This window comes from Curtobacterium sp. Curtsp57, assembly GCF_047324335.1.
Lineage (GTDB): Bacteria > Actinomycetota > Actinomycetes > Actinomycetales > Microbacteriaceae > Curtobacterium.
Window position 1 is genome coordinate 1,194,775 of sequence record NZ_CP168511.1, and the last position, 21,037, is coordinate 1,215,811.

General features: G+C 70.3%; 18 protein-coding genes. 5 read left to right on the top strand and 13 right to left on the bottom strand.

What is annotated here, in order from left to right; translation table 11 throughout:
• Nucleotides 1-52 precede the first annotated feature (52 nt).
• From ACEN9V_RS05620 to ACEN9V_RS05655, 8 genes are all read right to left on the bottom strand, one after another.
• Nucleotides 53-847: a polyprenol monophosphomannose synthase gene (locus tag ACEN9V_RS05620; RefSeq protein ID WP_281267297.1), complete on the bottom strand. Its 795-nt coding sequence runs from the start codon at nucleotides 845-847 to the stop codon at nucleotides 53-55.
• A gap of 46 nt (nucleotides 848-893) precedes the next feature.
• Nucleotides 894-1,595: a class F sortase gene (locus tag ACEN9V_RS05625; RefSeq protein WP_413602470.1), complete on the bottom strand. Its 702-nt coding sequence runs from the start codon at nucleotides 1,593-1,595 to the stop codon at nucleotides 894-896.
• Nucleotides 1,592-2,749 (bottom strand): glycosyl hydrolase family 8, encoded by a 1,158-nt coding sequence (locus tag ACEN9V_RS05630; RefSeq protein WP_413602471.1) that lies wholly within the window; start codon nucleotides 2,747-2,749, stop codon nucleotides 1,592-1,594. The genes ACEN9V_RS05625 and ACEN9V_RS05630 overlap by 4 nt, the downstream gene beginning before the upstream one ends.
• A 94-nt stretch (nucleotides 2,750-2,843) precedes the next feature.
• A complete protein-coding gene (locus ACEN9V_RS05635; protein ID WP_413602472.1) occupies nucleotides 2,844-3,668 on the bottom strand; it encodes a DUF4397 domain-containing protein in 825 nt (274 codons plus the stop codon).
• 119 nt (nucleotides 3,669-3,787) lie between these two features.
• Nucleotides 3,788-5,764, bottom strand: a complete 1,977-nt coding sequence (locus ACEN9V_RS05640; RefSeq protein WP_413602473.1) for an ArnT family glycosyltransferase — start codon at nucleotides 5,762-5,764, stop codon at nucleotides 3,788-3,790.
• An 8-nt stretch (nucleotides 5,765-5,772) separates the two neighbouring features.
• A complete protein-coding gene (locus tag ACEN9V_RS05645) occupies nucleotides 5,773-7,254 on the bottom strand; it encodes a glycosyltransferase (protein ID WP_413602474.1) in 1,482 nt (493 codons plus the stop codon).
• Nucleotides 7,251-7,736 (bottom strand): GtrA family protein, encoded by a 486-nt coding sequence (locus tag ACEN9V_RS05650; RefSeq protein WP_413602475.1) that lies wholly within the window; start codon nucleotides 7,734-7,736, stop codon nucleotides 7,251-7,253. Before ACEN9V_RS05650 ends, ACEN9V_RS05645 begins: the two co-directional genes overlap by 4 nt.
• Nucleotides 7,737-7,940: 204 nt before the next feature.
• On the bottom strand, nucleotides 7,941-8,945 hold the full coding sequence (locus tag ACEN9V_RS05655) for an aldo/keto reductase family protein (protein WP_413602476.1): 1,005 nt from the start codon (nucleotides 8,943-8,945) through the stop codon (nucleotides 7,941-7,943).
• A gap of 262 nt (nucleotides 8,946-9,207) precedes the next feature.
• Between ACEN9V_RS05655 and ACEN9V_RS05660 the strand changes: the two genes are divergently transcribed.
• From ACEN9V_RS05660 to ACEN9V_RS05675, 4 genes are all read left to right on the top strand, one after another.
• Nucleotides 9,208-10,140 (top strand): hypothetical protein, encoded by a 933-nt coding sequence (locus ACEN9V_RS05660; protein WP_413602477.1) that lies wholly within the window; start codon nucleotides 9,208-9,210, stop codon nucleotides 10,138-10,140.
• A 125-nt stretch (nucleotides 10,141-10,265) separates the two neighbouring features.
• The gene (locus ACEN9V_RS05665) at nucleotides 10,266-10,826 is read left to right on the top strand and encodes a YceI family protein (protein ID WP_413602478.1); all 561 of its coding nucleotides are present in this window, start codon (nucleotides 10,266-10,268) and stop codon (nucleotides 10,824-10,826) included.
• A 668-nt stretch (nucleotides 10,827-11,494) separates the two neighbouring features.
• Nucleotides 11,495-12,061, top strand: coding sequence for a TIGR03086 family metal-binding protein (locus ACEN9V_RS05670; RefSeq protein ID WP_281267287.1), 567 nt, complete (start codon nucleotides 11,495-11,497; stop codon nucleotides 12,059-12,061).
• Nucleotides 12,058-13,086, top strand: a complete 1,029-nt coding sequence (locus ACEN9V_RS05675) for an aldo/keto reductase (RefSeq protein WP_413602479.1) — start codon at nucleotides 12,058-12,060, stop codon at nucleotides 13,084-13,086. Before ACEN9V_RS05670 ends, ACEN9V_RS05675 begins: the two co-directional genes overlap by 4 nt.
• Before the next feature lie 132 nt (nucleotides 13,087-13,218).
• On the opposite strand, the gene ACEN9V_RS05680 is transcribed toward ACEN9V_RS05675, so the two are convergent.
• A complete protein-coding gene (locus ACEN9V_RS05680; RefSeq protein ID WP_413602480.1) occupies nucleotides 13,219-14,145 on the bottom strand; it encodes an oxygenase MpaB family protein in 927 nt (308 codons plus the stop codon).
• Between the two features lie 70 nt (nucleotides 14,146-14,215).
• Here ACEN9V_RS05680 and ACEN9V_RS05685 point away from each other — a divergent pair, with 70 nt between their 5' ends.
• Nucleotides 14,216-15,901, top strand: a complete 1,686-nt coding sequence (locus ACEN9V_RS05685; RefSeq protein ID WP_413602481.1) for a long-chain-fatty-acid--CoA ligase — start codon at nucleotides 14,216-14,218, stop codon at nucleotides 15,899-15,901.
• 260 nt (nucleotides 15,902-16,161) lie between these two features.
• Here ACEN9V_RS05685 and ACEN9V_RS05690 read toward each other — a convergent pair whose 3' ends face one another.
• The 4 genes from ACEN9V_RS05690 to ACEN9V_RS05705 are packed head-to-tail and all read right to left on the bottom strand — an operon-like array spanning nucleotide 16,162 to nucleotide 21,014.
• Nucleotides 16,162-17,124, bottom strand: coding sequence for an EamA family transporter (locus ACEN9V_RS05690; protein WP_413602482.1), 963 nt, complete (start codon nucleotides 17,122-17,124; stop codon nucleotides 16,162-16,164).
• Entirely contained in the window at nucleotides 17,121-19,118 is a 1,998-nt protein-coding gene (locus ACEN9V_RS05695; protein WP_413602483.1) for an amino acid transporter, read from the bottom strand. The genes ACEN9V_RS05690 and ACEN9V_RS05695 overlap by 4 nt, the downstream gene beginning before the upstream one ends.
• A gap of 46 nt (nucleotides 19,119-19,164) precedes the next feature.
• Nucleotides 19,165-20,016 carry an ABC transporter permease gene (locus tag ACEN9V_RS05700; RefSeq protein WP_413602484.1) on the bottom strand — a complete coding sequence of 284 codons (852 nt, stop codon included), beginning with the start codon at nucleotides 20,014-20,016 and terminating at the stop codon, nucleotides 19,165-19,167.
• On the bottom strand, nucleotides 20,013-21,014 hold the full coding sequence (locus ACEN9V_RS05705; protein WP_413602485.1) for an ATP-binding cassette domain-containing protein: 1,002 nt from the start codon (nucleotides 21,012-21,014) through the stop codon (nucleotides 20,013-20,015). Before ACEN9V_RS05705 ends, ACEN9V_RS05700 begins: the two co-directional genes overlap by 4 nt.
• Between the last annotated feature and the right edge of the window lie 23 nt (nucleotides 21,015-21,037).

Genomic DNA, 21,037 nt, shown 5'->3' on the forward strand with positions numbered 1-21,037 from the left:
GAGTCCGGCGGGAGACTGTCGCTGTCGCGTGGAGGTCAGGCGGGGAGCCCCGTCAGCGGATGGGGTTCGCGACCGCGTGGGCGTTGCGCCGGACCGAGGGCAGCGGCTTGTGCTCCTTGGCGAGCGCACGCACCTCGCGGAGGCGCCGGTCGATGCCCCACTTCGTGACGAGGGTCAGGCTCTCGCGGACGATGTTCCCGCTCATCTTCGAGACGCCGAACTCGCGCTCGGTGAAGGTGATCGGGGTCTCCACGATCCGCAGGCCCGCCTCGAGCGCCCGCCAGCAGAGGTCCACCTGGAAGCAGTACCCCTTCGACGCGATGCCGTCGAGGTCGATGCGCTGCAGTGCCGATCGGGTGAACACCCGGAAGCCGCCGGTGGCGTCCCGCACCGCGATCCCGAGCGCGAGCCGCGTGTAGAGGTTCCCGCCGCGGGAGAGGAGCTCCCGGTACCACGGCCAGTTCTCGACCTCGCCGCCCCGGATCCAGCGGGAGCCGAGGACCAGGTCGTTGGTGTCCGCGAGCTCGATGAGCCACGGCAGGTACTCGGGGTGGTGGGAGCCGTCGGCGTCCATCTCGACGAGCTTGTCGTACCCGTGCTCGAGCCCCCAGGCGAAGCCCGAGAGGTACGCGCCACCGAGGCCGTCCTTGACGGTGCGGTGGAGCACGTGGACCCGATCGGTCTCGGTCGCGATGGCATCGGCGATGTCACCGGTGCCGTCCGGGGAGTTGTCGTCGACGACGAGCACGTGCACGGTGTCGTCCGTGGCCGCGAGGGTACGTGCCACGATCGGGCGCACGTTCTCGGCTTCGTCGTAGGTCGGGATGATGACCAGGGTCTCGCTCATGTTGCTCCTCGATGACTGGTGTCCAACATATGGTTCGGCTGCTGAGTCACTGCCCCGACAGTGATGCGAACACGATCAGGTTGTCTGTGTAGTGCCCTGTGGCGGTGTCGAACGTGCCGTCGCAGGTGATGAGCCGGAGGTCAGGAGTGGGCGACGACCCGTAGACGTCGCTCGTGGGGAACGCCGACTTGGCGGCGCGTTCGGTGCGGTCGACGGTGAAGGTGCGGGTGCTGCCGTCGGACATCGTGACGTGGATCTCGTCACCAGCCACGAGCTCGTCGAGTCGGAAGAACACCGCGGCGCTCGTCGGGCTGTCGACGTGCCCGGCGATGACCGCTGGGCCGACCTCCCCGGGGACGATGCCGTCGCTGAACCACCCGGCGTTGTCCCAGCCCTTCGGCGGGTCGAGCTCGCCGGCGGCTCCGCGGTGCAGGTCCTCGAGTGCGGCGTCCACGCCGATCGCGGGGATCGCCACCCGGGTCGGTGTCGCGTCGGACCGCGCCGCGGGGGCTGCCGGGTCCTGGAACCCCGCGATGTCCCGGTCGCCCGCGGACGGTGATGCCCCCGGAGCAGCGGCCGAGGACCTCGCAGACGGCGCGGCGTCGTTCCCGGCGGCCACGGCGACCCCGGTCACGACGGCCCCGGCGGCCACGACGACCGCCGCACCCGCCGCGACGGCCACCCACCGACGGCCGAGGCGCGCGCTCAGCGACGTCCCTCGCTCGGCACGACGCCGCCCGCCGCTCACGAGGAGCTCCCGCCGGCGGTACCGCACCCACCGAGCACGTCGGACGTCAGCATGGTCGCACCGAGCGCCGCCCACGCGTCGCCGTAGTACGTCGGCGTCGTGGCGGCGGTCCGATCGGCGCGCCGCAGATCAGCCGTTGCCGCACCCGTCGCGCCCGCTGCCTGCTCCGCAGCCGCACGAGCGGAGTACGCCAGCGCGCTGCGGTCCCCCGTGACGGCGGTGCCGCCGAGGTCGAGCTGCGCCGCGAGCTGCGTGGTCCGCCGGAGCGTCGGTGCGATCGACGCCGCGAGGCTGCGGTCCGACACCGTGCACGCCTCGGCGTACCGCAGCGGCATGCGCATCGCGTCGTAGCCGTACAGCACGCGGGCGTCACTGCCGGTGGCGGGCATCGGGTCGACGCTGCCGTCGGCGTGCACCTGCGACCAGTCGCTCGGCAGGTCGGTCTTCTCGAGCACCGCTGCCGTCACGGCGCTGGAGCCCTGCTCGAGCTCCGTCCACCGCGCGTCGCCTGTTGCCTTCGCGAGCACCCGGTAGGCAGCGGGCGACGCGTACGAGGCGTCGTACCGGTACGGCTCCGAGTCCGCCCACGGCCCCGGGAGCAGGATCCGCCCGAGGTCGGTCGTCGCCGTCTCGTGGTCGAGCACCGCGCGGGCCATCGTCTTGCCGGCCTTCGTGTACGTCTCGTCCTGCCACTTCGCACCCGCGAGGACGAGGGCACGCGCGGCGTCGAGGTCGGCGTCGCTCGCGGACTGCTCGTCCGCGACGCCGTCCTCCTTCGTCCAGCGCCATGCGAGCAAGGAGTCGTCCGTCAGCATGTGCCGCTTCGTCCACGACCAGATCTCGCCGAAGCGCTGCTCGTCCCCGGCTGCGTACGCGATGAGCAGCCCGTAGGCCTGCCCCTCGCTGACGGTGTCGTTCCCCTGGTCGAGCCGCACGACGCGGCCGTCGTGCACGTACCGGTCCAGGAAGTCGGTGCGGAGCTGCGCAGCCGAGCGGTTCCCGTCCGGCGGGGTCGTCGAGGTCGGGGTCGACGCGCCACCGGCGTCGGGCTCGGAGGCCGACCACGGGTGCACGGCGGCGACGGCGATGCCGCCGGCGACGAGCACCGCGGCCACGCCGACGGCGGTGATGGGGATCCAGTTCCTGCGGGTCATGCCGGCCTGCTTTCTGCTGGTGGGGAGACGGTCTGACTGGAGGCCCGGATCACGTTCGCCGATCGGCGGCGGTGATCAGGGCCTCCCGTGCGGATCAGTGGAACAGTGCGCGGATCGCCGCGACGGCCGCGTGGACCGCGTCCGTTGCGGGGCGGTCGACGGCGGTGCCGCCGCCACCGGTCTGCACGCCGCCGGTCGGCGTCGCGGCGGTGGCCGCGGCGTCCGTGACGGGGACGACCGTCAGGTCGCCCTTGCTGTCGTCGAGCACGAAGAGCGTCGAGACGGTGTTGCCCGCGAGGTCGATGTCCGCCGAGCCCGTCTGCCCGCCGCCGGACAGGTCGAGGTCCCACTTGCCCGAGTCGACGGTCGCGTACTGCGAGGCCGAGCCGAACGCCGCGTCGGTGGCGATCTTCGTGCCGGTCGAGGTGGTGACGTCGACCTTCTTGGCGGTCGTCGCGGCCTGGACGAGCCGGAGCTTCGACTTGCCGTCACCGGGCTGCTGCAGGTCGTCGGTGAACGCGGCCGTCTTCAGGCTCTTGTTCTTGCCGTAGGCGACGACGGTGCTCGCGTTGCCGCCCTGGACCGTCACGTCGGTGGAGATGACCGGCGTGGAGTCCGGCGCGTCCGATGCACGCATCGAGAGCACGTAGGTGCCGGCCGCGAGCGTCTGGTACTTGCTGACCTGGCCGTAGGTGACGTCGTCGAGCTCGAACACCTTCTTGCCGCCGGAGAGGCTCGACAGTTCGACGTCGACGCCCTTCGTGTCCGGGGAGAGGTGCCCGACGCGCAGCCAGCCGGTGTCGGTGGCGGCGCTGGCGGACTGGGGAGCTGCGAGGCCGACGGTCGCGGCGACGAGGGTCGCGGCGAGGGCGCCCACGACGGCCACGCGGCGGCGCTGGAGGTGTGCTGAGGTGTGCATGGTGGTGCTCCTTCGGGTCGGATCGTGCTGGTCGTTCCGGGTCAGGGTGTGTCCTCGCGGGCGGCCCCGGCCGCGAGCGGGGTCGCGGGGGCGGCGGGGACGCGCGGCGGACGCGCGGGTCACGAGGTGCTGACCGCGGTCGTGGTGGGGTCGGTCGTCGGGAACACGACCGTCAGGGTGGTGCCGTCACGCTCGACCGAGGTCGGGCGGAACGCACTGCCCATCGCGTCGAGGGTGGCCTCGGTGCGCTTCGCCGCGGCGGCGTCCGACGTGTGCACGACCACGCGGCGGAACGTCTGGCCGTCCTCGCCGGTGAGCGGCGTGAACCGGTCGACACGGACGGAGTCGTCGGCGAGGACCTGGCCGAGGGCGATCATGGCGCGGGAGTCGACCTGGCCGGCCCGGAACTGCGACCGAGTACCGGCATCCGCCTCGAGCGCCGGGTTGTCCGCGAGCTGCGTGCCGAGCGTCTTCCGCTGGTCCGCGGCCTTCGTGATCGCCTTGTCGGCGGCTGCCTGACCCTCGGAGTTGATCTGCCGGACGTCGACCTTCTGGTTGCCGGTGCCGAAGGACGCGACGCTCGTGGAGTTCTGGATCGCCTGGCGCACGTCCGTCGAGGAGTTCCCGCCGGTGCGCATCGAGTCCGTCGTCACGACGTAGTCGGAGTCCTTCCAGCCGTTCGGCGACTGGCGTTCGACGGCTCCGTCGGTGTCGAGCTTGTAGTACCAGACCACGTTGTTCCTGGCGAAGCCGTCGTTCACGAGGTCCACCCACATCGCGTCGTCGACGAGCATCCGGGAGCGCTTGTCGACGTTGTCGCCGATCCAGTTCTCCGCCTGCGCCATCGGCTTGTCGAGGTCGGTCACGAGGAAGCCGCGGAGCTGCGATCCCCAGAGCGGCACGGCGACGACGAGCGCAGCGGCGGTGGCGAGCGCCCATGCCCCGCCGAGGACCCGACGCGATGCTCCGCGAACCCGGTTCCTCGCGAGGAAGGCGGTCTTGCCGCTGACGGCGAGCACGGCCCGCTCGGCGACGAACGCCACGAGGACGGCCCCGAACGGCACGAGCATGATGACGTACGGCACGGGCAGGTACCCGTTCGGCCGGAACATGAAGAGCAGCAGGAAGACGAGCATCGCGGCGATCGGACGGACGCGACGCAGGAACAGCCCCACGACGGCCGCGGCCGAGCCGAGCACGATGAACACCGGGTCGAGCGCCCACCACTGGGATGCGGCCTCGTTCGCCAGGCTGCCGCCGGTGAAGATCGAACCGCTCGCCTCGCGGCTGCCGAGCTGGTAGGTGATGCCCTCGAGCAGGCTGACCTTGCCGGCACTCGGCAGGAGCTCGCCCTTGACCGCGGCCAGCAGGACGTACCCGCCACCGATCACGGCGAGGACGGCTCCGGCGACGCTCAACGTGTAGCGACGCGTGCTCTTGTCGGCTCGACGCACGGCCATCCAGATGAGGAACGGCAGCGCCAGCAGGTAGGTCTCCTTGCTGAGCACCGCGATCCCCAGGCAGGCGGCTGCGCCGACGAACCCGGCGAGCTGCTGCCGACGGCTGAGGACGAGGACGAACGCGGCGAGCAGCCACGGCGTCGCGACGTTGTCGATGTACACGGTGCGGTGGTACTGCAGCGCGAGCGGCGACAGACCGAACACCAGCACGGCCACGGCACTCGCCGGTCGGGACATCCCGAGGCGACGGCCGAGGACGAACACCAGCACGGCGGAGACCGCGGCGAAGAACACCATGGCCTCGCGGGCGGCCTCGACGGCGAACGGGTAGCGCGCGAACGCTCCGGTCAGCGAGGTGTAGCCGGCGATCTGGATCCACCCGAGCGGCGGGTGGTCGTACCAGTACGTGTAGTGGGTGAGTTCGCCGAGGTGGGTGATCGCCCAGGCCTGGGCCGTGTAGGTGCCCTCGTCGTCGATGCGCTGCGGGATGCCGCCCATGTTCCAGGCCTGCACCAGGGCGGCGATGGCGACGACGGGGAGGACCCACGCCAGGCTGCGGGCGTGCACGTGGAACCAGGTCCGCACACCGGAGGACGGACGGACCCCACGGATCGGGATGCCGGTCGTGTTCGTCATGCTGGCGGTCATCGGGTCCCCCCAGAGGTCGAAGCGAAGACGGGTTCGGGGTTGGTGACGGCGGACGGGAAGCCGACGACCTCGGGCTGCTGCGCCGCGGTGCGGTGCTGCCCGGTGTGCTCGGTCTTCTCCCATCCGTTCTGCTTCCTGGCGTGCCGGATCACCGCGCGGACGGCTGCTGCGGCGAGGAACACCTGGTAGGGCACGAGGCCGAGCACGAGCTTCACGTAGTCGCGGATCCGGACCTTCTCCTTGTAGAGACGCCCGAACTCCCCGAGGCCGGCGATCTCGACCGCGAGCAGCATCAGCGTCGGCGCGAGCGGGATGAACGAGATGAGCGCGATCGCCGTCGGCACCTTCACGAACGCGATCATGATCACGCTGAGCGGGATCAGCAGGCCGGTGGCTGCCTGGATGAACGGCATCGTCAGCAGGTACCGCGCGAAGAACCGCTGCTTCAGGGACGGGAGCTGCTTCCACTCCCCCTTTTCGAGGACCTGCAGGAAGCCCTGGTTCCAGCGCGTCCGCTGCTTGAGCAGGGAGGCGAACGTCGGCGGGGTCTCCTCGCGGGTGACCGCCTCCGGGCTGTACGCGACGACGACCTTGGCGCCGTCGGCGGAGAGCCGGACGCCGAGCTCGCAGTCCTCGGCGAGGCAGTGCGCGTCCCACCCGTTCGACCAGTCCAGGCGCTCCTTCGTCACGAAGACGGTGTTGCCACCGAGCGGGATGAACTTCGACTCCGCGTGGAAGTGCAGTCGCGAGCGGAACCAGAAGTAGTACTCGAGCACGTTGCGGAGCGACCACCAGCTGGACTTGAAGTTCATCAGCTGCACGCCGCCCTGGACGACGTCGGCGCCGGTCTCCTGGAAGCGCGAGTCGACCAGGCTGAGGAGCTTCGGGTACACCTCGTCCTCGGCGTCGAACACGCCCACGATGTCGCCGGTGGCGTACTGCAGCGCGAGGTTCATCGCCTTCGGCTTGTTCTTCGGCAGCGTGTCGTCGACCACGACCTTGATGAGGCCGGGGTGCCGCGCGGCGGCCTCGCGGACGACCCGGTCGGTGCCGGGGTCGTCCTCGCCGACGATCGCGATGATCTCGAAGTCGGGGTGGTCCTGCGTGGCGAGCATGTCGAGCGTCTGCCCCATCACGTCCTCCTCGTGCCGCCCGGGCACCAGGAGCGTGAAGCGGTGGGCCGCTGGACGCGGTGTGTCGCTGAAGCTCGTCTGCTTCAGCGCGTCACGCGACCGCCACGCGTGCAGCATCCACCAGAGCGTGGACAGCGCGACCAGCGTGAGCAGGATCGAGATGGCGATGAGGGCGGAGTAGCCGACCCATTCGCCCAGCGTCCAGGCGGCATGCGCGGCTTGCCCCGAGCCTCCTGTCGGGACGTCCGTGGTGCCCCGGTTCGGGACGTTCCCCGACGTCCCGGACTGGTCCTTCGGCTGGAGCAGCGGCCCAGCGGCCGTGACCAGCGTCGTGATGACGGTCATTCGACGATCTCCTTCGTGCGACGTGCGTCGTGGGAACGGAAGACGAGGGCCTTGTACGCGGCGAACCGGAACGCGGTGCCGAGGACCAGGCCGACCCCGTTGCCGGCGACGTTGTCGGCGAGGGTGGAGGTGAATCCGAGGAGGTAGTGCGAGACGTAGAGGCAGGCGGCGGCGATGCCGAGCCCGATGAGGTTGGTGAGCGCGAAGAGCAGGCCCTCGCGGATCGTCTCGCGACGTCCGGTGGTGCGCTCGGCGCGGAAGGTGATGAAGCGGTTGAGGACGTAGGCGACCGCGGTCGAGACGACCGCCGAGGCGACCTTCGCGCCGATGGGCTTGTCGTCGAGGACGGTCGCGCGCAGCAGGTTGTAGACGCCGAGGTCGACGACGAAGCAGAACGCGCCGATGGCGCCGAAGGACACGAGCTGCCGGGCCGTCGCCAGGAGTCGGCTCAGCCGCGTTGACGTCACCCGTGCGGGTGGCACCACAACGAGGGTGTCAGTCGAGGTCATGCAGCCGATTCGGTGGGCTGCTGCCCCCCGTTTGGGTGGGGTACGAACATCCCCAGGGCTCTGCCAGAAACGCGACATCCGTTGTTCATGTGGGGTACGGGCGTTGCGGTCCGCAACGACGGACGGGAGGCACGGTGCCAGCTGGCACCGTGCCTCCCGTCCGGTTCTGGGTCGCGTCTACGCGGGGCGCGACGCCGGGCTCACGCTCTTCGAGGAGTCGCGTTCCGGGATGTCTCCCAGGGCGTCGTCGATGGCCTTGAGCGCGTCCGCGTCGAGCTTGACGCCGACCGCCTTGACGTTGTCGGTGACCTGCTGCGGGCGCGAGGCGCCGACGATCGCACTCGCGACGTTGTCGTTCTGGAGCGTCCACGCGATCGCGAGCTGCGCCAGGGTGAGCCCCGCCTGGTCCGCGACGGGCTGGAGGCGCTGGACGGCCTCGAGGACGTCGTCGCGCATGTACCGCTTGATCATGTCCGCGCCGCCCTTCTCGTCGGTGGCGCGCGAGCCCTCGGGGAGCGGCTGGCCGGCCTTGTACTTGCCCGTGAGGACGCCCTGCGCGATCGGGGAGAACACGATCTGCGACAGTCCGAGCTGCTTGGAGGTGGGGACGACCTCGCCCTCGATGACCCGCCAGAGCATCGAGTACTGCGGCTGGTTCGAGATCAGCTGGAAGCCGAGCTCCTTCGCCAGTGCCGCGCCGTCGCGGATCTGGTCGGCGGTCCACTCGGAGACGCCGATGTAGAGCGCCTTGCCCTGTCGGACGACGTCGGCGAAGGCCTGCATCGTCTCCTCGAGCGGGGTCTCGTAGTCGTACCGGTGTGCCTGGTAGAGGTCGACGTAGTCCGTCTGGAGCCGCGTCAGCGACCCGTTGATCGACTCGAGGATGTGCTTCCGGCTGAGTCCGACGTCGTTGTGCCCCTTCGGACCGGTCGGCCAGTACACCTTCGTCGCGATCTCCAGCGACTGGCGACGCTCGCCCTTGAGCGCGTCGCCGAGTACTGATTCCGCCTTGGTGTTCGCGTACGTGTCCGCGGTGTCGAACGTGGTGATGCCGGCGTCGAGCGCTGCCCGGACGCACTGGGTGGCGACGTCGTTCTCGACCTGCGAGCCGTGCGTCAGCCAGTTGCCGTAGGTGATCTCGGAGACCTTGAGTCCCGAGTTGCCGAGGTACCTGAATTCCATGCTCCCGACGCTACTGGAGCGCGCTCGACCCCGGGTGGCCCCGTGGGTGCCTCCCGGGGTGGGGGTGGGGGTGGGGGTGGTGGCCGCGTGGGCCGCGGTGTTCGCGAGCGGGCGGAATACCCGCGTTGACAGTGTTCCGATCCCTGGCATCTCGCCCGTTCGCCGAGACGGGCAGGCCTCCACACGCGGGCGACGCCCGCGACCATCCACACGGGAGGCTCGGCTCACCCCGACGACGCCGACTCGCCACGAGCATGTGGGGATGACCGCCAGACGCCGACTCCCCGGAGCGCTCCGAGACGCATCGTTCCGCGTTCGTGACGCGCTGTACCGAGGGGTGCCCCGTGGACGCCTCGACGCCAAGGACCTTGTCAGGCCGTTCCACGGGGTCCGGTCCCCCACAATCCCGGTGCTGGTGGACGAACGAGCCCGCGCCCTCGCTCCACGACTCCGGCCGGACCAGGTGTTCAGCCACGTGACCGCCGCAGCGATCATCGGCGTCCCGCTCCCCCGGCGCTTCGAGCGCGACCGACGACTCCACGTGACGACCATCGGCGTCGATCAGGCGATCCGGGTACGTGGTTCGGTGGGACATCGGGCCAGGGCCGGCACGGTGCGACGGACGATCTCACGAGGCGTCCCGATCAGCGACCCTGCAGACACCTTCGTCGCCCTGGGGACGATGCTGACGGTCGACGAGCTCGTGATCGCCGGCGATGCCCTCGTCGGGTGGCTGGGTTGGCTCACGCTCCAAGAACTGGTCGCAGCGGTCCGCAGACGACGTCGCATCCGGGGCATCCGAAAGCTCCGCGCAGCCCTCGCCGAGATCCGACCGGGTTCCAGGTCCCCCGGCGAGACGCGGACCCGGCTCGCCCTCGTCCGCCGAGGCTTGCCCGAGCCTGCGCTCAACCACGACGTCATCGTCGACGGGCAGTGGATCGCCTGCGTCGACCTCGCGTACCCGGAGGCACGCGTCGCGATCGAGTACGAGAGCGATCTCCACCGAACGGATGCCAGGTCGTTCAAGAAGGACCTCACGCGTGGCGAGCACCTGAAGGACGTCGACTGGTGGCTCGTCCGGGTCACAGCAGACGATGTCGGAGCGCTCATCGAGCAGTTCGTCGCACGTGTCAGACGGTTGCTGTCGGTCGGCACTGGCGGTCGGCACGACACACGTACGGCGACACTCGGGTGAACATTGGTTGACGCTTCAACCAAATGGGTGCACAATGGCGTAGCATCAACTTCGATGCGGGCGCATGGACCGGGGATCCGGTCGCTCGCGTCACCACGACTCACTCGTCCTGGAAGGACACCACAATGTCGCTCACCGCAGAAACCGTTCCCGGCTACCGCACCGGCACCTGGAAGATCGACCCGACCCACTCCGAGGTCACCTTCTCGGTCCGCCACCTCGCGATCAGCAAGGTCAAGGGCAAGTTCGAGACCTTCGACGCGACCGTCGTCACCGCCGAGAACCCGCTCGAGTCCACCGTCGAGGCGTCGATCGACGTGGCTTCGGTGAACACAGGCCAGGAGCAGCGCGACCAGCACCTCAAGACGAGCGACTTCTTCCTCACCGAAGAGCACCCGCAGCTCACCTTCCACTCCACCGGCATCGAGGCCAAGGGCGACGACCTGCACATCGCCGGCGAGCTCACCCTCCGCGGCGTCACCAAGCCGGTCGTCCTGAAGGCCGAGCTCGGTGGCTTCACGACGGACGGCTACGGCCAGGTCAAGTTCGGCGCCGAGGCGACGACCAAGATCGACCGCACCGAGTTCGGCGTGAACTGGAACGCAGCCGTCGAGGCCGGTGGCTTCACCCTGGGCAACGAGGTCACGATCAACCTCGACGTCCAGTTCGTCCTCCAGGCTGCGTGAGTCCGTCCCGGACCCTCGCTCCCTGACCAGGGGAACCGAACCGCACCACACTGCAGCACCCGAGACGAAGCCCCGGCGCCGCCCCATGGCGCCGGGGCTTCGTCGCGCCCGGCCTCGACGCGTCCAGAAGCACGGACTCCCACGCTCCCGCGCTCCCGCGCTCCCGCGCTCCCGCGCTCCCGCGCTCCCGCGGGTCCACCCGAGCGGGCGAAATACCCGCGTTCTCACGGGACGATCCCTGGCATTTCGCCCGCTCGACGACCACGACCGCACCCTCCTCGCTCGCTCCTCACGAGCGGGCGGATTCGAGTGGTTCCCGCGCGGTGCTCCCGGGTATTTCGCCCGCTCGACCGGCGGGCGGCCTGCAGTCTTCGTCGGACGAACGCGAGCGGGCGGAAGGGTGGGGTTCCCGTGCGAGGATGCCCGGGTATTTCACCCGCTCGACCGGGACGCACCCGCGCCGGCGTACGTTGGGCATGCACGCACCCACGCATCCACGCACCCACGCATCCACGCATCCACGCACCAAGCGCACGCACGCACGCACGCACCAAGCGCACCCACCCACCCACGGGCACAAAGCGCACCCACGGCCCCCGGGAATCCGCGAGGGCTCCCCGAGGTTGCACGCCACACATCGCCGAACCGTGACGAACAGGAGCACCACCATGGCCACCGACTGGATCGCGCTGCAAGCCGTCGCCGCAGCCGAGTTCGGCCGCCGCGTCGCCGCCGTCTCCGACTGGGACGCCCCGACCCCCGACTCCGAGTGGACCACCAGGGACCTCGTCGCGCACGTCGTCGACGAGCAGCGGTGGATCCCGCTCCTCCTCACCGGATGCGACTACGCCCAGGCCGAGGCCGATCTCGAACCCGTCGGAGACGACCTCGTGGCCGAGTGGCAGCGCTTCGCGGGCGCTGCCACCGAGGCGTGGCACCGCGCCCCGCAGGACACCCCGGTCCACCTCGCGACCGACGTGGTCAGCGCCGCCGAGTACCTCGCCGAGCAGACGAGCGACATCACGATCCACACGTGGGACCTCGCGCGGGCGACCGGCACGGACGAGCAGCTGCCGGACGAACTCGTCGCGGCGGTGTGGCACCACTTCGAGCCGCAGATCGAGTCACTCGCCGAGACCGGCCTGTACGCAGCACCCGTCGAGGTCGGCGAGGACGCACCGCTCCAGGTCCGCCTCCTCGCGGTCACAGGCCGCGATGCCAGGGTGAACGCATGACCCCGACCCACCCGACGGACAGCACCGACACGAACGCCAGCGCAAGCACCACACGACTCGGCGCCACCGGCCTCGAGATCAGCAACGTCATCCTCGGGATGATGTCCTACGGCGACCCGACGAAGGGCTCGCACGCGTGGAGCGTCGGCATCGACGAGGCACGCCCCTTCGTCCGGCACGCGTTCGACAAGGGCATCACCACCTTCGACACCGCCAACGTGTACTCCGACGGCTCCAGCGAGGAGATCACCGGCACACTCCTGAAGGAACTCGCCCCGCGAGAGGACGTCCAGGTCTTCACGAAGGTCTTCAACCGGATGCGCCCTGGGCCCAACGGCGCCGGGCTCTCCCGCATGGCGATCATGCACGAGATCGACGCCTCACTGACCCGCCTCGGCACGGACTACGTCGACCTCTACCAGATCCACCGCTTCGATCCGCAGACCCCGATCGAGGAGACGATGGAGGCGCTGCACGACGTCGTCAAGGCCGGCAAGGCGCGCTACATCGGCGCGAGCAGCATGTGGGCGTGGCAGTTCGCGCAGATGCAGCACACCGCCGAGCTGCACGGCTGGACGAAGTTCGTCAGCATGCAAGACCAGTACAACCTCCTCGAGCGCGAGGAAGAGCGCGAGATGCACCCGTTCTGCGCCGCCACGGGTGTCGCGGTGATCCCGTGGAGCCCGCTCGCCCGCGGCAAGGTCACCCGCCCGTGGAACGCGCAGGGCTCCGGCACGCGCGCCGACACCGACGAGTTCGGCAAGACGCTGTACCGCCAGGACGAGGACGCGAACCACGCGATCGTCGACGCCGTCGAGTCGATCGCGAGCGACCGCGGCGTCAGCATGGCGCAGATCGCCCTGGCGTGGGTCGCCGGCAGGGACGCGGTCACGGCCCCGATCGTCGGCGCGACGAAGGAGCACCACATCGACGACGCGGTCGCCGGAGCGTCGATCGTCCTCACGGACGACGAGGTGACGCGACTCGAGTCCGCGTACACGCCCCGGGTGCCGTCCGGTTTCTGACGCACCCACCAGACGGACGGGAGGCACGGTGCGGGCTGGCACCCCTCCCTCGCAGGCTCGGTCGGCGCGCCCCGCGTGACGCTGGCGCGTCACCGCTGAGCGGGGCGCGCCCGTCCGTTCTGTGGCCCGGTCTCAGGCCGCTGGTTCCGCGGCCTCGCGCTCCAGCCGTGCGATACGCCGGAGCGCCGCGCGCTCCGTCCCCGACTGGTTGCCGAGCACGCCGCCGATACCGTCCAGGACCATGCCGGTCGCGCGTCCGACGGGCAGCTCCACCGGGCCGATCGCCGCCTGACGCAACCCGAGCATCGAGCGGTGCCGGGGGTCGAGGGTCGACACGGCACCCTGGAACAGCGCCTGGTAGCCGGGCCGCAGCATGCGGGCGAGGGGCGGGTTGCGGATGAAGCGGACGACCTCGCGGGTGCGCGGTGTGACGGCCAGCTCGCCGCGGTCGAGGTAGCCGCCCATCTGCGCGCGGAGCTCGGCCTCGCTGCGCGGCGGGTCCTCCACACGCATGAGTTCGCCGGCGGTCGCCCACTCCCGGACGTAGGCGTCGGCGCCTCCCGGGATCGGGTCGCCCCACCGCTGGGCGCTCCTGAGGAACGCGTCGGTGAAGGCGAGGTGCACCCACCGCGCCAGGTCGGGGTCGTTCGCGGTGTAGTCCCGCGTCACCCCGTGCCCGTCGACGTACTGGCCGCGGACCTTCTCGTGCAGCCGGAGCACCCACTGGCTCGCTCCCCTGGCCGTCGCGGTGTCCCCGTGCGACACCGTGTAGATCCAGCGGATGGTGCCGGCGAGGCGGCCGAACGGGTCCTCGCGGTAGCGGGAGTGGTCGGCCACACCGGCGAGCGCCCCCGGGTGCAGGGCCTGGACGAGGAGCGCACGGACACCGGCCACGATCGTGTGGTTGCCGCCGTGCACGGACCACGTCGCCGACCCCGGTCCGAAGAAGCCGGCGTCGGTGCCCTGCTCGAGCTCGTCCACCCACTCGGGTCGACCGGTCGTGCTGCCGGTGAACGTGGCCTGGAGGCGGGAGCGGAGTGCACCGGTGACGAAGGACATGTCCTCATCGTGCGCCGTCCGGCGGGGTGTGTTCCCAGCCCACGGTCGGGCACCCCGCTAGGTTGGGCGCGTGAGCATCGACACGCCCCGTCCCTGGCTTGCCGCCTACGCACCAGGAGTGCCGCACGACATCGAGGAGCCCACCGGGTCGCTCTTCGACCTCGTGGAGCAGTCCGCGAAGCGGTTCCCGAAGAAGGTCGCCCTCGAGTTCTTCAAGCGCACGACGACGTACGCAGCGCTCGAGGACCAGATCGTCCGTGCGGCGAACGGCCTCCGTAAGCTCGGCGTGACCGCTGGTGACCGGGTGGCGCTGGTGCTGCCGAACTGCCCGCAGCACGTCGTGGCGTTCTACGCGGTGCTGCGGCTCGGGGCGATCGTCGTCGAGCACAACCCGCTGTACACGCCGCGCGAGCTCCGGCACCAGTTCGAGGACCACGGCGCGAAGGTGGCGATCGCGTGGGACAAGTCCGTCGCGACGTTGCAGGAGTTCCCCGCAGACGTCCGCCTGGACGCCATCGTGTCCGTCGACCTGACGAAGGCGATGCCTCGGAGCACCCGGCTCGCGCTGACGCTTCCCGTGGCGAAGGCCCGGGAGTCCCGCGCGAAGCTGACGACGAAGGTCCGCGGCACGACGAAGTGGGACGACCTGGTGTCCTCCCGTCGGCTGTCCCGCAGGCACGTCCGGCCGTCGACGGACGACACCGCGCTCATCCAGTACACGTCCGGCACCACCGGGACCCCGAAGGGTGCCGTCCTGACGCACCGCAACCTCATCGCGAACGCGGCGCAGTCCCGTGCATGGGTCCCGCAGATCCAGCCGGGCGACGGCAGCGTCGTCTACGCGATCCTGCCGATGTTCCACGCCTACGGACTGACGCTGTGCCTCACGTTCGCGATGAGCATGGCCTCGCGGTTGGTGCTCTTCCCCGCGTTCGAACCGGATCTCGTGCTCACCGCGATGAAGCAGCACCCGCCGACGTTCCTGCCCGCCGTGCCGCCGATCTACGCCAGGCTGCAGCATGCCGCCGACTCCAAGAAGGTGTCGCTCAAGGGCATCGAGATCGGGATCTCCGGGGCGATGGCGCTGTCGAAGGACGTCGTCGAGCCGTGGGAGGCGCGCACCGGCGGGTACCTGGTGGAGGGATACGGCCTGTCCGAGTGCTCCCCCGTCATCATGGCGAACCCGGTGTCCGACGCCAGGCGGCTCGGCACCATCGGCCTGCCGTTCCCCTCGACCGAGGCCCGTGTCGCCGACCCGGACGAGCCCACCCGGGTGCTCGGCACGGACGAGCCGGGTGAGCTGCAGGTCCGCGGGCCGCAGGTGTTCAGCGGCTACTGGGGCAAGGCGGAGGCCACCGATGAGGTCTTCACCGCGGACGGCTGGTTCCGCACCGGGGACATCGTCGCGATCGACGCCGACGGGTACGTGCGGATCGTCGACCGGCTCAAGGAGCTCATCATCACGGGCGGCTTCAACGTCTCCCCGACCGAGGTCGAGGACGCCCTGGTGAAGCACCCGAGCGTCCGCGAGGTCGCCGTCGTCGGCATCACCCAGGCGGGCAACGAGCAGGTCGTCGCCGCGGTGGTGCCGCGCGATCCGTCCTCGTTCGACGCCGAGGCACTCCGCGCCTACGCCCGCGAGCACATGGCGGCGTACAAGGTGCCGCGGCGGATCGTCGTCGTGGAGGACCTGCCCCGCTCGATGATCGGCAAGGTCCTGCGGCGCAAGGTGCGCGACCAGATCCTGGGCGAGTAGGGCGCGCGCGGGGCCGGGAGCGTGGCGGCGCGCGGGCGCGGGGGCCGACTCGGAACGACAGACTCGCTGTCGTACGACAGCGAGCGTGTCGCTCCCACGCCTCCGCAACATCCTGCGCGCGCAACGAACGACAGCGTCGTCGTCGTACGACAGCGGCGCTGTCGTTCCGAGTCGGAAGCGCATGCACGCGGCGGGTCGGAAGCACATGGACGCACCGACTCGAAAGCACATGGACGCGCCGAGTCGGAACGCGCGAACACTCAGCGCCGCGACGCCCGCCCGGGCACCGCGAGCACCGCCAGGCCGAGCACGACGAGCACGATGCCGCCCCACCCGACGACCCCGAGGTGCTCCCCCACGACCAGCACCGCGAGCACCGCTGCCACGACGGGCTCGAACAGCGACAGCAGCGTCGCGGCCGACGCCGTCACCGTCCTGAGCCCGACCGCGTACAGCGAGTGCCCGATCACCGTCGGGACGAGCGCCAGGTAGAGGAACACCGGCCAGTCCGACGGCACGACGAGGTACTCGTGACCGGACACCACGACGAGCACCACGAGCGGCACCGCGGCGAGCCCGAACACCGCGCCGACGAGTCCCCGTCCGTTCGGCCCGACACGCGAGACGATCTCGGCCGTCGGCCCACCGGGCACCGGTGCCCGGAACGTGCCCATCCCGCGGGCGATCGCCCACGAGTACAGCGCATAGGTCAGTCCGGCGAGCAGCGCGGCTCCGAGACCGATCGCAAGTGACCCGGACGAGCTCGACGACGAGCGGGAGAGCGTCACGATGACCATCCCGAGCACGCTCACGGCCGTCGCGAGAACCCACCGCCGCGCCACCGGACGACGTTCCACGACCCACTCGACGAGGCCGGCGAACACGGGCGACGACCCGATCGCGATGGTGGTCCCCAGCGCCACACCCGCGTCGGCGAGCGCCGCGTAGAACGCCACCGCGTACACGGCGAGCGCCGCCGCCCCGAGCCAGACCCAGCCCCGCGTCCCCGGAGCGACCACGGCACGGAGCGTGGCCCGACCGGCCAGGCCGGCGAGCACGAGGCCACCGAGCCCGAAGGTCACGGCACCGAACACGAACGCGGGCACGCCGGGAGCGAAGTGCGTCGCCGTCCCGGTGGTCCCCCACACCGTCGCGGCGACGACGACCGCCGCGATGCCGCCGACCGGATGGGAGGCTCGGCCCGCGTCGACCGCGCCCGTCACGACACGTGCACGCTCGGCCGGCGGTTGACCTCGGGTTCGGCTTCGCGCAGGACCTCACGCGTCACCGGAGCGACGTCGCCGACGCCGGTGAAGACGAAGCGGATGGCGTTCCGGATCGGGCTGCCCTCGTTCCACTCGAAGTAGATGCTCGGGACCACGCCGGCGATGTCCCGGATCGCGAGCAACGTCGACGCGATGGTGTTGGGCACGTTGCCGGATCGGACCCGGAGCACCCGGAACCCGTGCACCACGTGCCCCTCGACGACGAGGTCCTCCTCGAAGTCGGACGAGTCGGCCGGGAGCACTTCGAGGAACATCGTCGGGACGCGGGCCGGGATGCCGGAGTCGCGGCGTTCCTCGCGCCCCTTCGACCGATAGGCGGCCGCCGTGCCCGCGCCCGGTTCGTTGGCGATGATGCACACCGAGCTGAACTGGTCGGCATCGGCCTCGACGAACTGCCTGGCGGTCGCGTCGAGCTCGATCGACGACGCCCGGAGCTCGAACGACCGTCGCACCCGGGACACCAGCGACACGACCACGATCGCGATGATGAAGACCGCGGCGATCCGCACGCCGTCCGGGCGTTCGATGACGTTCGCGATGGTCGTGTAGACGAACACCACCGCGATGATGCCGAAGCCGATGGTGCGCTTCTTCTGCTGCTTGCGCCGGGCCGACAGGGTCACCGCGACCGCAGCGCTCGTGATCAGGACGAGCACGCCCGTGGCGTACGCACCGCCCTGCGCATCGACGTTGGCCTGGAAGATGATCGTGATCACGAAGGCGATAAGCGTGAAGATGATGACCAGGGGCCTGGTCGCCCTGGCCCACTGCGGTGCCATCCCGTAGCGGGGCAGGAACCGCGGCACCAGGTTGAGCAGTCCGGCCATCGCACTCGCGCCGGCGAACCACAGGATCGCGACCGTCGAGAAGTCGTACACCGACCCGAACACGCCGCCCAGGTACTCGTGCGCCAGGTACGCCAGCGCGCGTCCGTTCGCTCCGCCGCCCGGCTGGAACTCGTGCTGCGGGATCAGGAAGGTCGTGACGATCGACGAGGTGATGAGGAACGTGCTCATGATCACCGCGGCGACGGTCAGCAGCCGCTTGGTCCCGCGGATGCGGCCCTCGGGGCGGGGGCCCGTGCCGTCGGCGGCGTCACCGCGGACCTGCGGCATCACCGCGACCCCGGTCTCGAACCCGGACAGGCCGAGCGCGAGCTTCGGGAACACGATCAGCGCGATCCCGATCATCACGAGGGGGTTGCTGTGCTGCGCGGTCAGTCCGCTCCACCAGTCGCTCGCCACGGTCGGGCGCTCGAACACGTGCCAGATCGAGACGGCGACGACGATCGCGTTGAGCGCCAGGTACACGGCGACCAGTCCGACCGCGATGCCGATCGCTTCCTTGAACCCGCGCAGGAACACCACGCCGAGCAGGAGCAGCAGCGCCAGGGTCAGCGGCACCGGGATCTCGGTGAACCAGTGCGGCGTGAACGGGTTCTCGGCGATGTGGGCCGTGGCGTCCGCTGCGGACAGGGTCATCGTGATCATGAAGTCCGTCACGGCGAACCCGAGCAGGACCAGCACGAACAGCTTGCCGGCCCACCAGGGCAGGAGCTTCTCGAGCATCATGATCGACCCGGCGCCGCGGAAGCTGTCCTGGGCGACGCGACGGTAGACCGGCAGCGCGCCGAAGAGCGTGACGAGCACGAGCACGATGGTCGCGATCGGCGAGAGCAGCCCGGCGGCGAGCGCGGCGATCGCCGGCTGGTAGCCGAGCGTCGAGAAGTAGTCGACACCCGTGAGGCACATGACCCGCCACCACGAGTGGGTCTTCTCGACCTCGACCTGGTGCGGACCCTGGTGGGACGCCCCCTGGTCGGAGCCCTGCAGCATCCACCGCCGGACCCGCGTGCTGCGGTCCGGACCGGGCTCGGTGGCATCGCGGGCAGCAGCCTGTTCGCCGGCACGCTCGGCATCTGTCGCGGTCATGGGCCCTCTCGCGTCGACGGTTCGACACGATCGTAAGCCGCCGCGGCTACTTCGAACTGATCCGCGTGTACTTGTTCACCGCCCACGGCACGAACACGACGAGCATCACGGCGATGCCGATGAGCACCGTGGTGATCGGGTGCTGCATCGTCCAGATGTCGGGCACCGGTGCCGACCCGACGTTCCCGAAGAGCTCACGGGCCGCCTGCACGAGGGAGGACACGGGGTTCCACTCCGCGAACACCCGGAGCACGAGCGGCAGCGTGTCGCTCGGGACGAAGGCGTTCGAGATGAACGTCAGCGGGAACAGGATCATGAACGACGCGTTGTTGATCACCTCCGGCGTCTTCACGCTCATGCCGAGCAGCGCCATCACCCAGCTGAACGAGTAGCTGAAGAGCAGCAGCAGCAGCGCGACGCCGGCGAGGAACTCCAGCGGTGAGGAGTTCACCCGCCACCCCACGAGCAGGCCGGTGAGCATCATGATCACCATCGAGATCGTGTTGAGGACGAGGTCGCTGTTCGTGCGGCCGACGAGCACCGCGGACGACGACATCGGCAGCGTCCGGAACCGGTCGATCAGCCCCTCCTTGAGGTCCTGCGCCATCGCGGACCCGGAGAAGGTCGCGCCGAACACGACGGTCTGGGCGAAGATCCCCGCCATCAGGAACTGCGTGTAGTCGGTGCCCTGCACGGCGATGGCCCCGCCGTAGACCTGGCTGAACAGCAGCACGAACATGATCGGCTGGAGCACGGCGAAGACGAGCATGTCGGGCGAGCGCTTGATCTTGATGAGGTTGCGCTTGGTGACGGTCCAGCCGTCCTCGAACCACACCGCGACGGGTGAGGTGACGACGACCGGCAGCTGCCGGCCCGGCGTGGTGACGACGGCGGTCATCGTGCCGCCTCCTTCTGCTTGGCGGCCGGCGCGTCGTCGGCATCGTCCCCGGTCGCGGCGTGCCCGGTGAGCCGGAGGAACACGTCGTCGAGGGTGGGGCGGCGCATGCCGGCGTCATGGAGTTCGATGCCGGCCTCGCCCAGGTCGGCGAGCACGCGTTGCAGCGCCGTCGGCCCGGCTTCCACCGCGATCGCGTGGGTGCGTCCGTCGCCGGATGCCTCCACCTCACCGACGCCGTAGCGCCGGAGCACGGTGACCGCGGCGTCACCGTCGGTCTCGTCGACCAGCGTCACGACGACCCGGTGTCCGCCGACCTGTGCCTTGAGCTGGTCGGCCGTGCCCTCGGCGATGACCCTGCCGTCGTCGATCACCGCGATGTCGTCGGCGAGCCGGTCGGCTTCTTCGAGGTACTGCGTCGTCAGGAGCACGGTCGCGCCGTCGGCGACGAGTCGCTCGATGATGCCCCAGAGCGACAGTCGGCTGCGGGGGTCGAGCCCGGTCGTCGGCTCGTCGAGGAACAGCACGCTCGGGTTCATCACGAGGGCACCGGCGAGGTCGATGCGCCGACGCATGCCCCCGGAGAAGCCCTTCACGGGGCGGTCCCCCGCCTCGGACAGGTCGAACACGTCGATGAGCTCGCGGGCTCGGGCACGGGACGCCTTGCCACCGAGGTGATACAGCCGGCCGATCATCTCGAGGTTCTCGAACCCCGTGAGGTTCTCGTCGACCGCGGCGTACTGCCCGGACACCCCGATCGACCGACGCGTGGCCTGGGGGTCCCGCACGACGTCGACCCCGGCGATCGACGCCGTGCCGCTGTCCGGCTTGATGAGCGTCGTGAGCACCTTGACCGTCGTGGTCTTGCCGGCACCGTTCGGCCCGAGCAGCGCCGTGACGGTGCCCTGCGGAACGGACAGGTCGAGTCCGGCCAACGCGTGCACCGGCCCGGACTTTGATCGGTAGGTCTTGGTCAGCCCGGAGGCTTCGATGATGGCCATGCCGCTCCCTCGTCGAACACGGA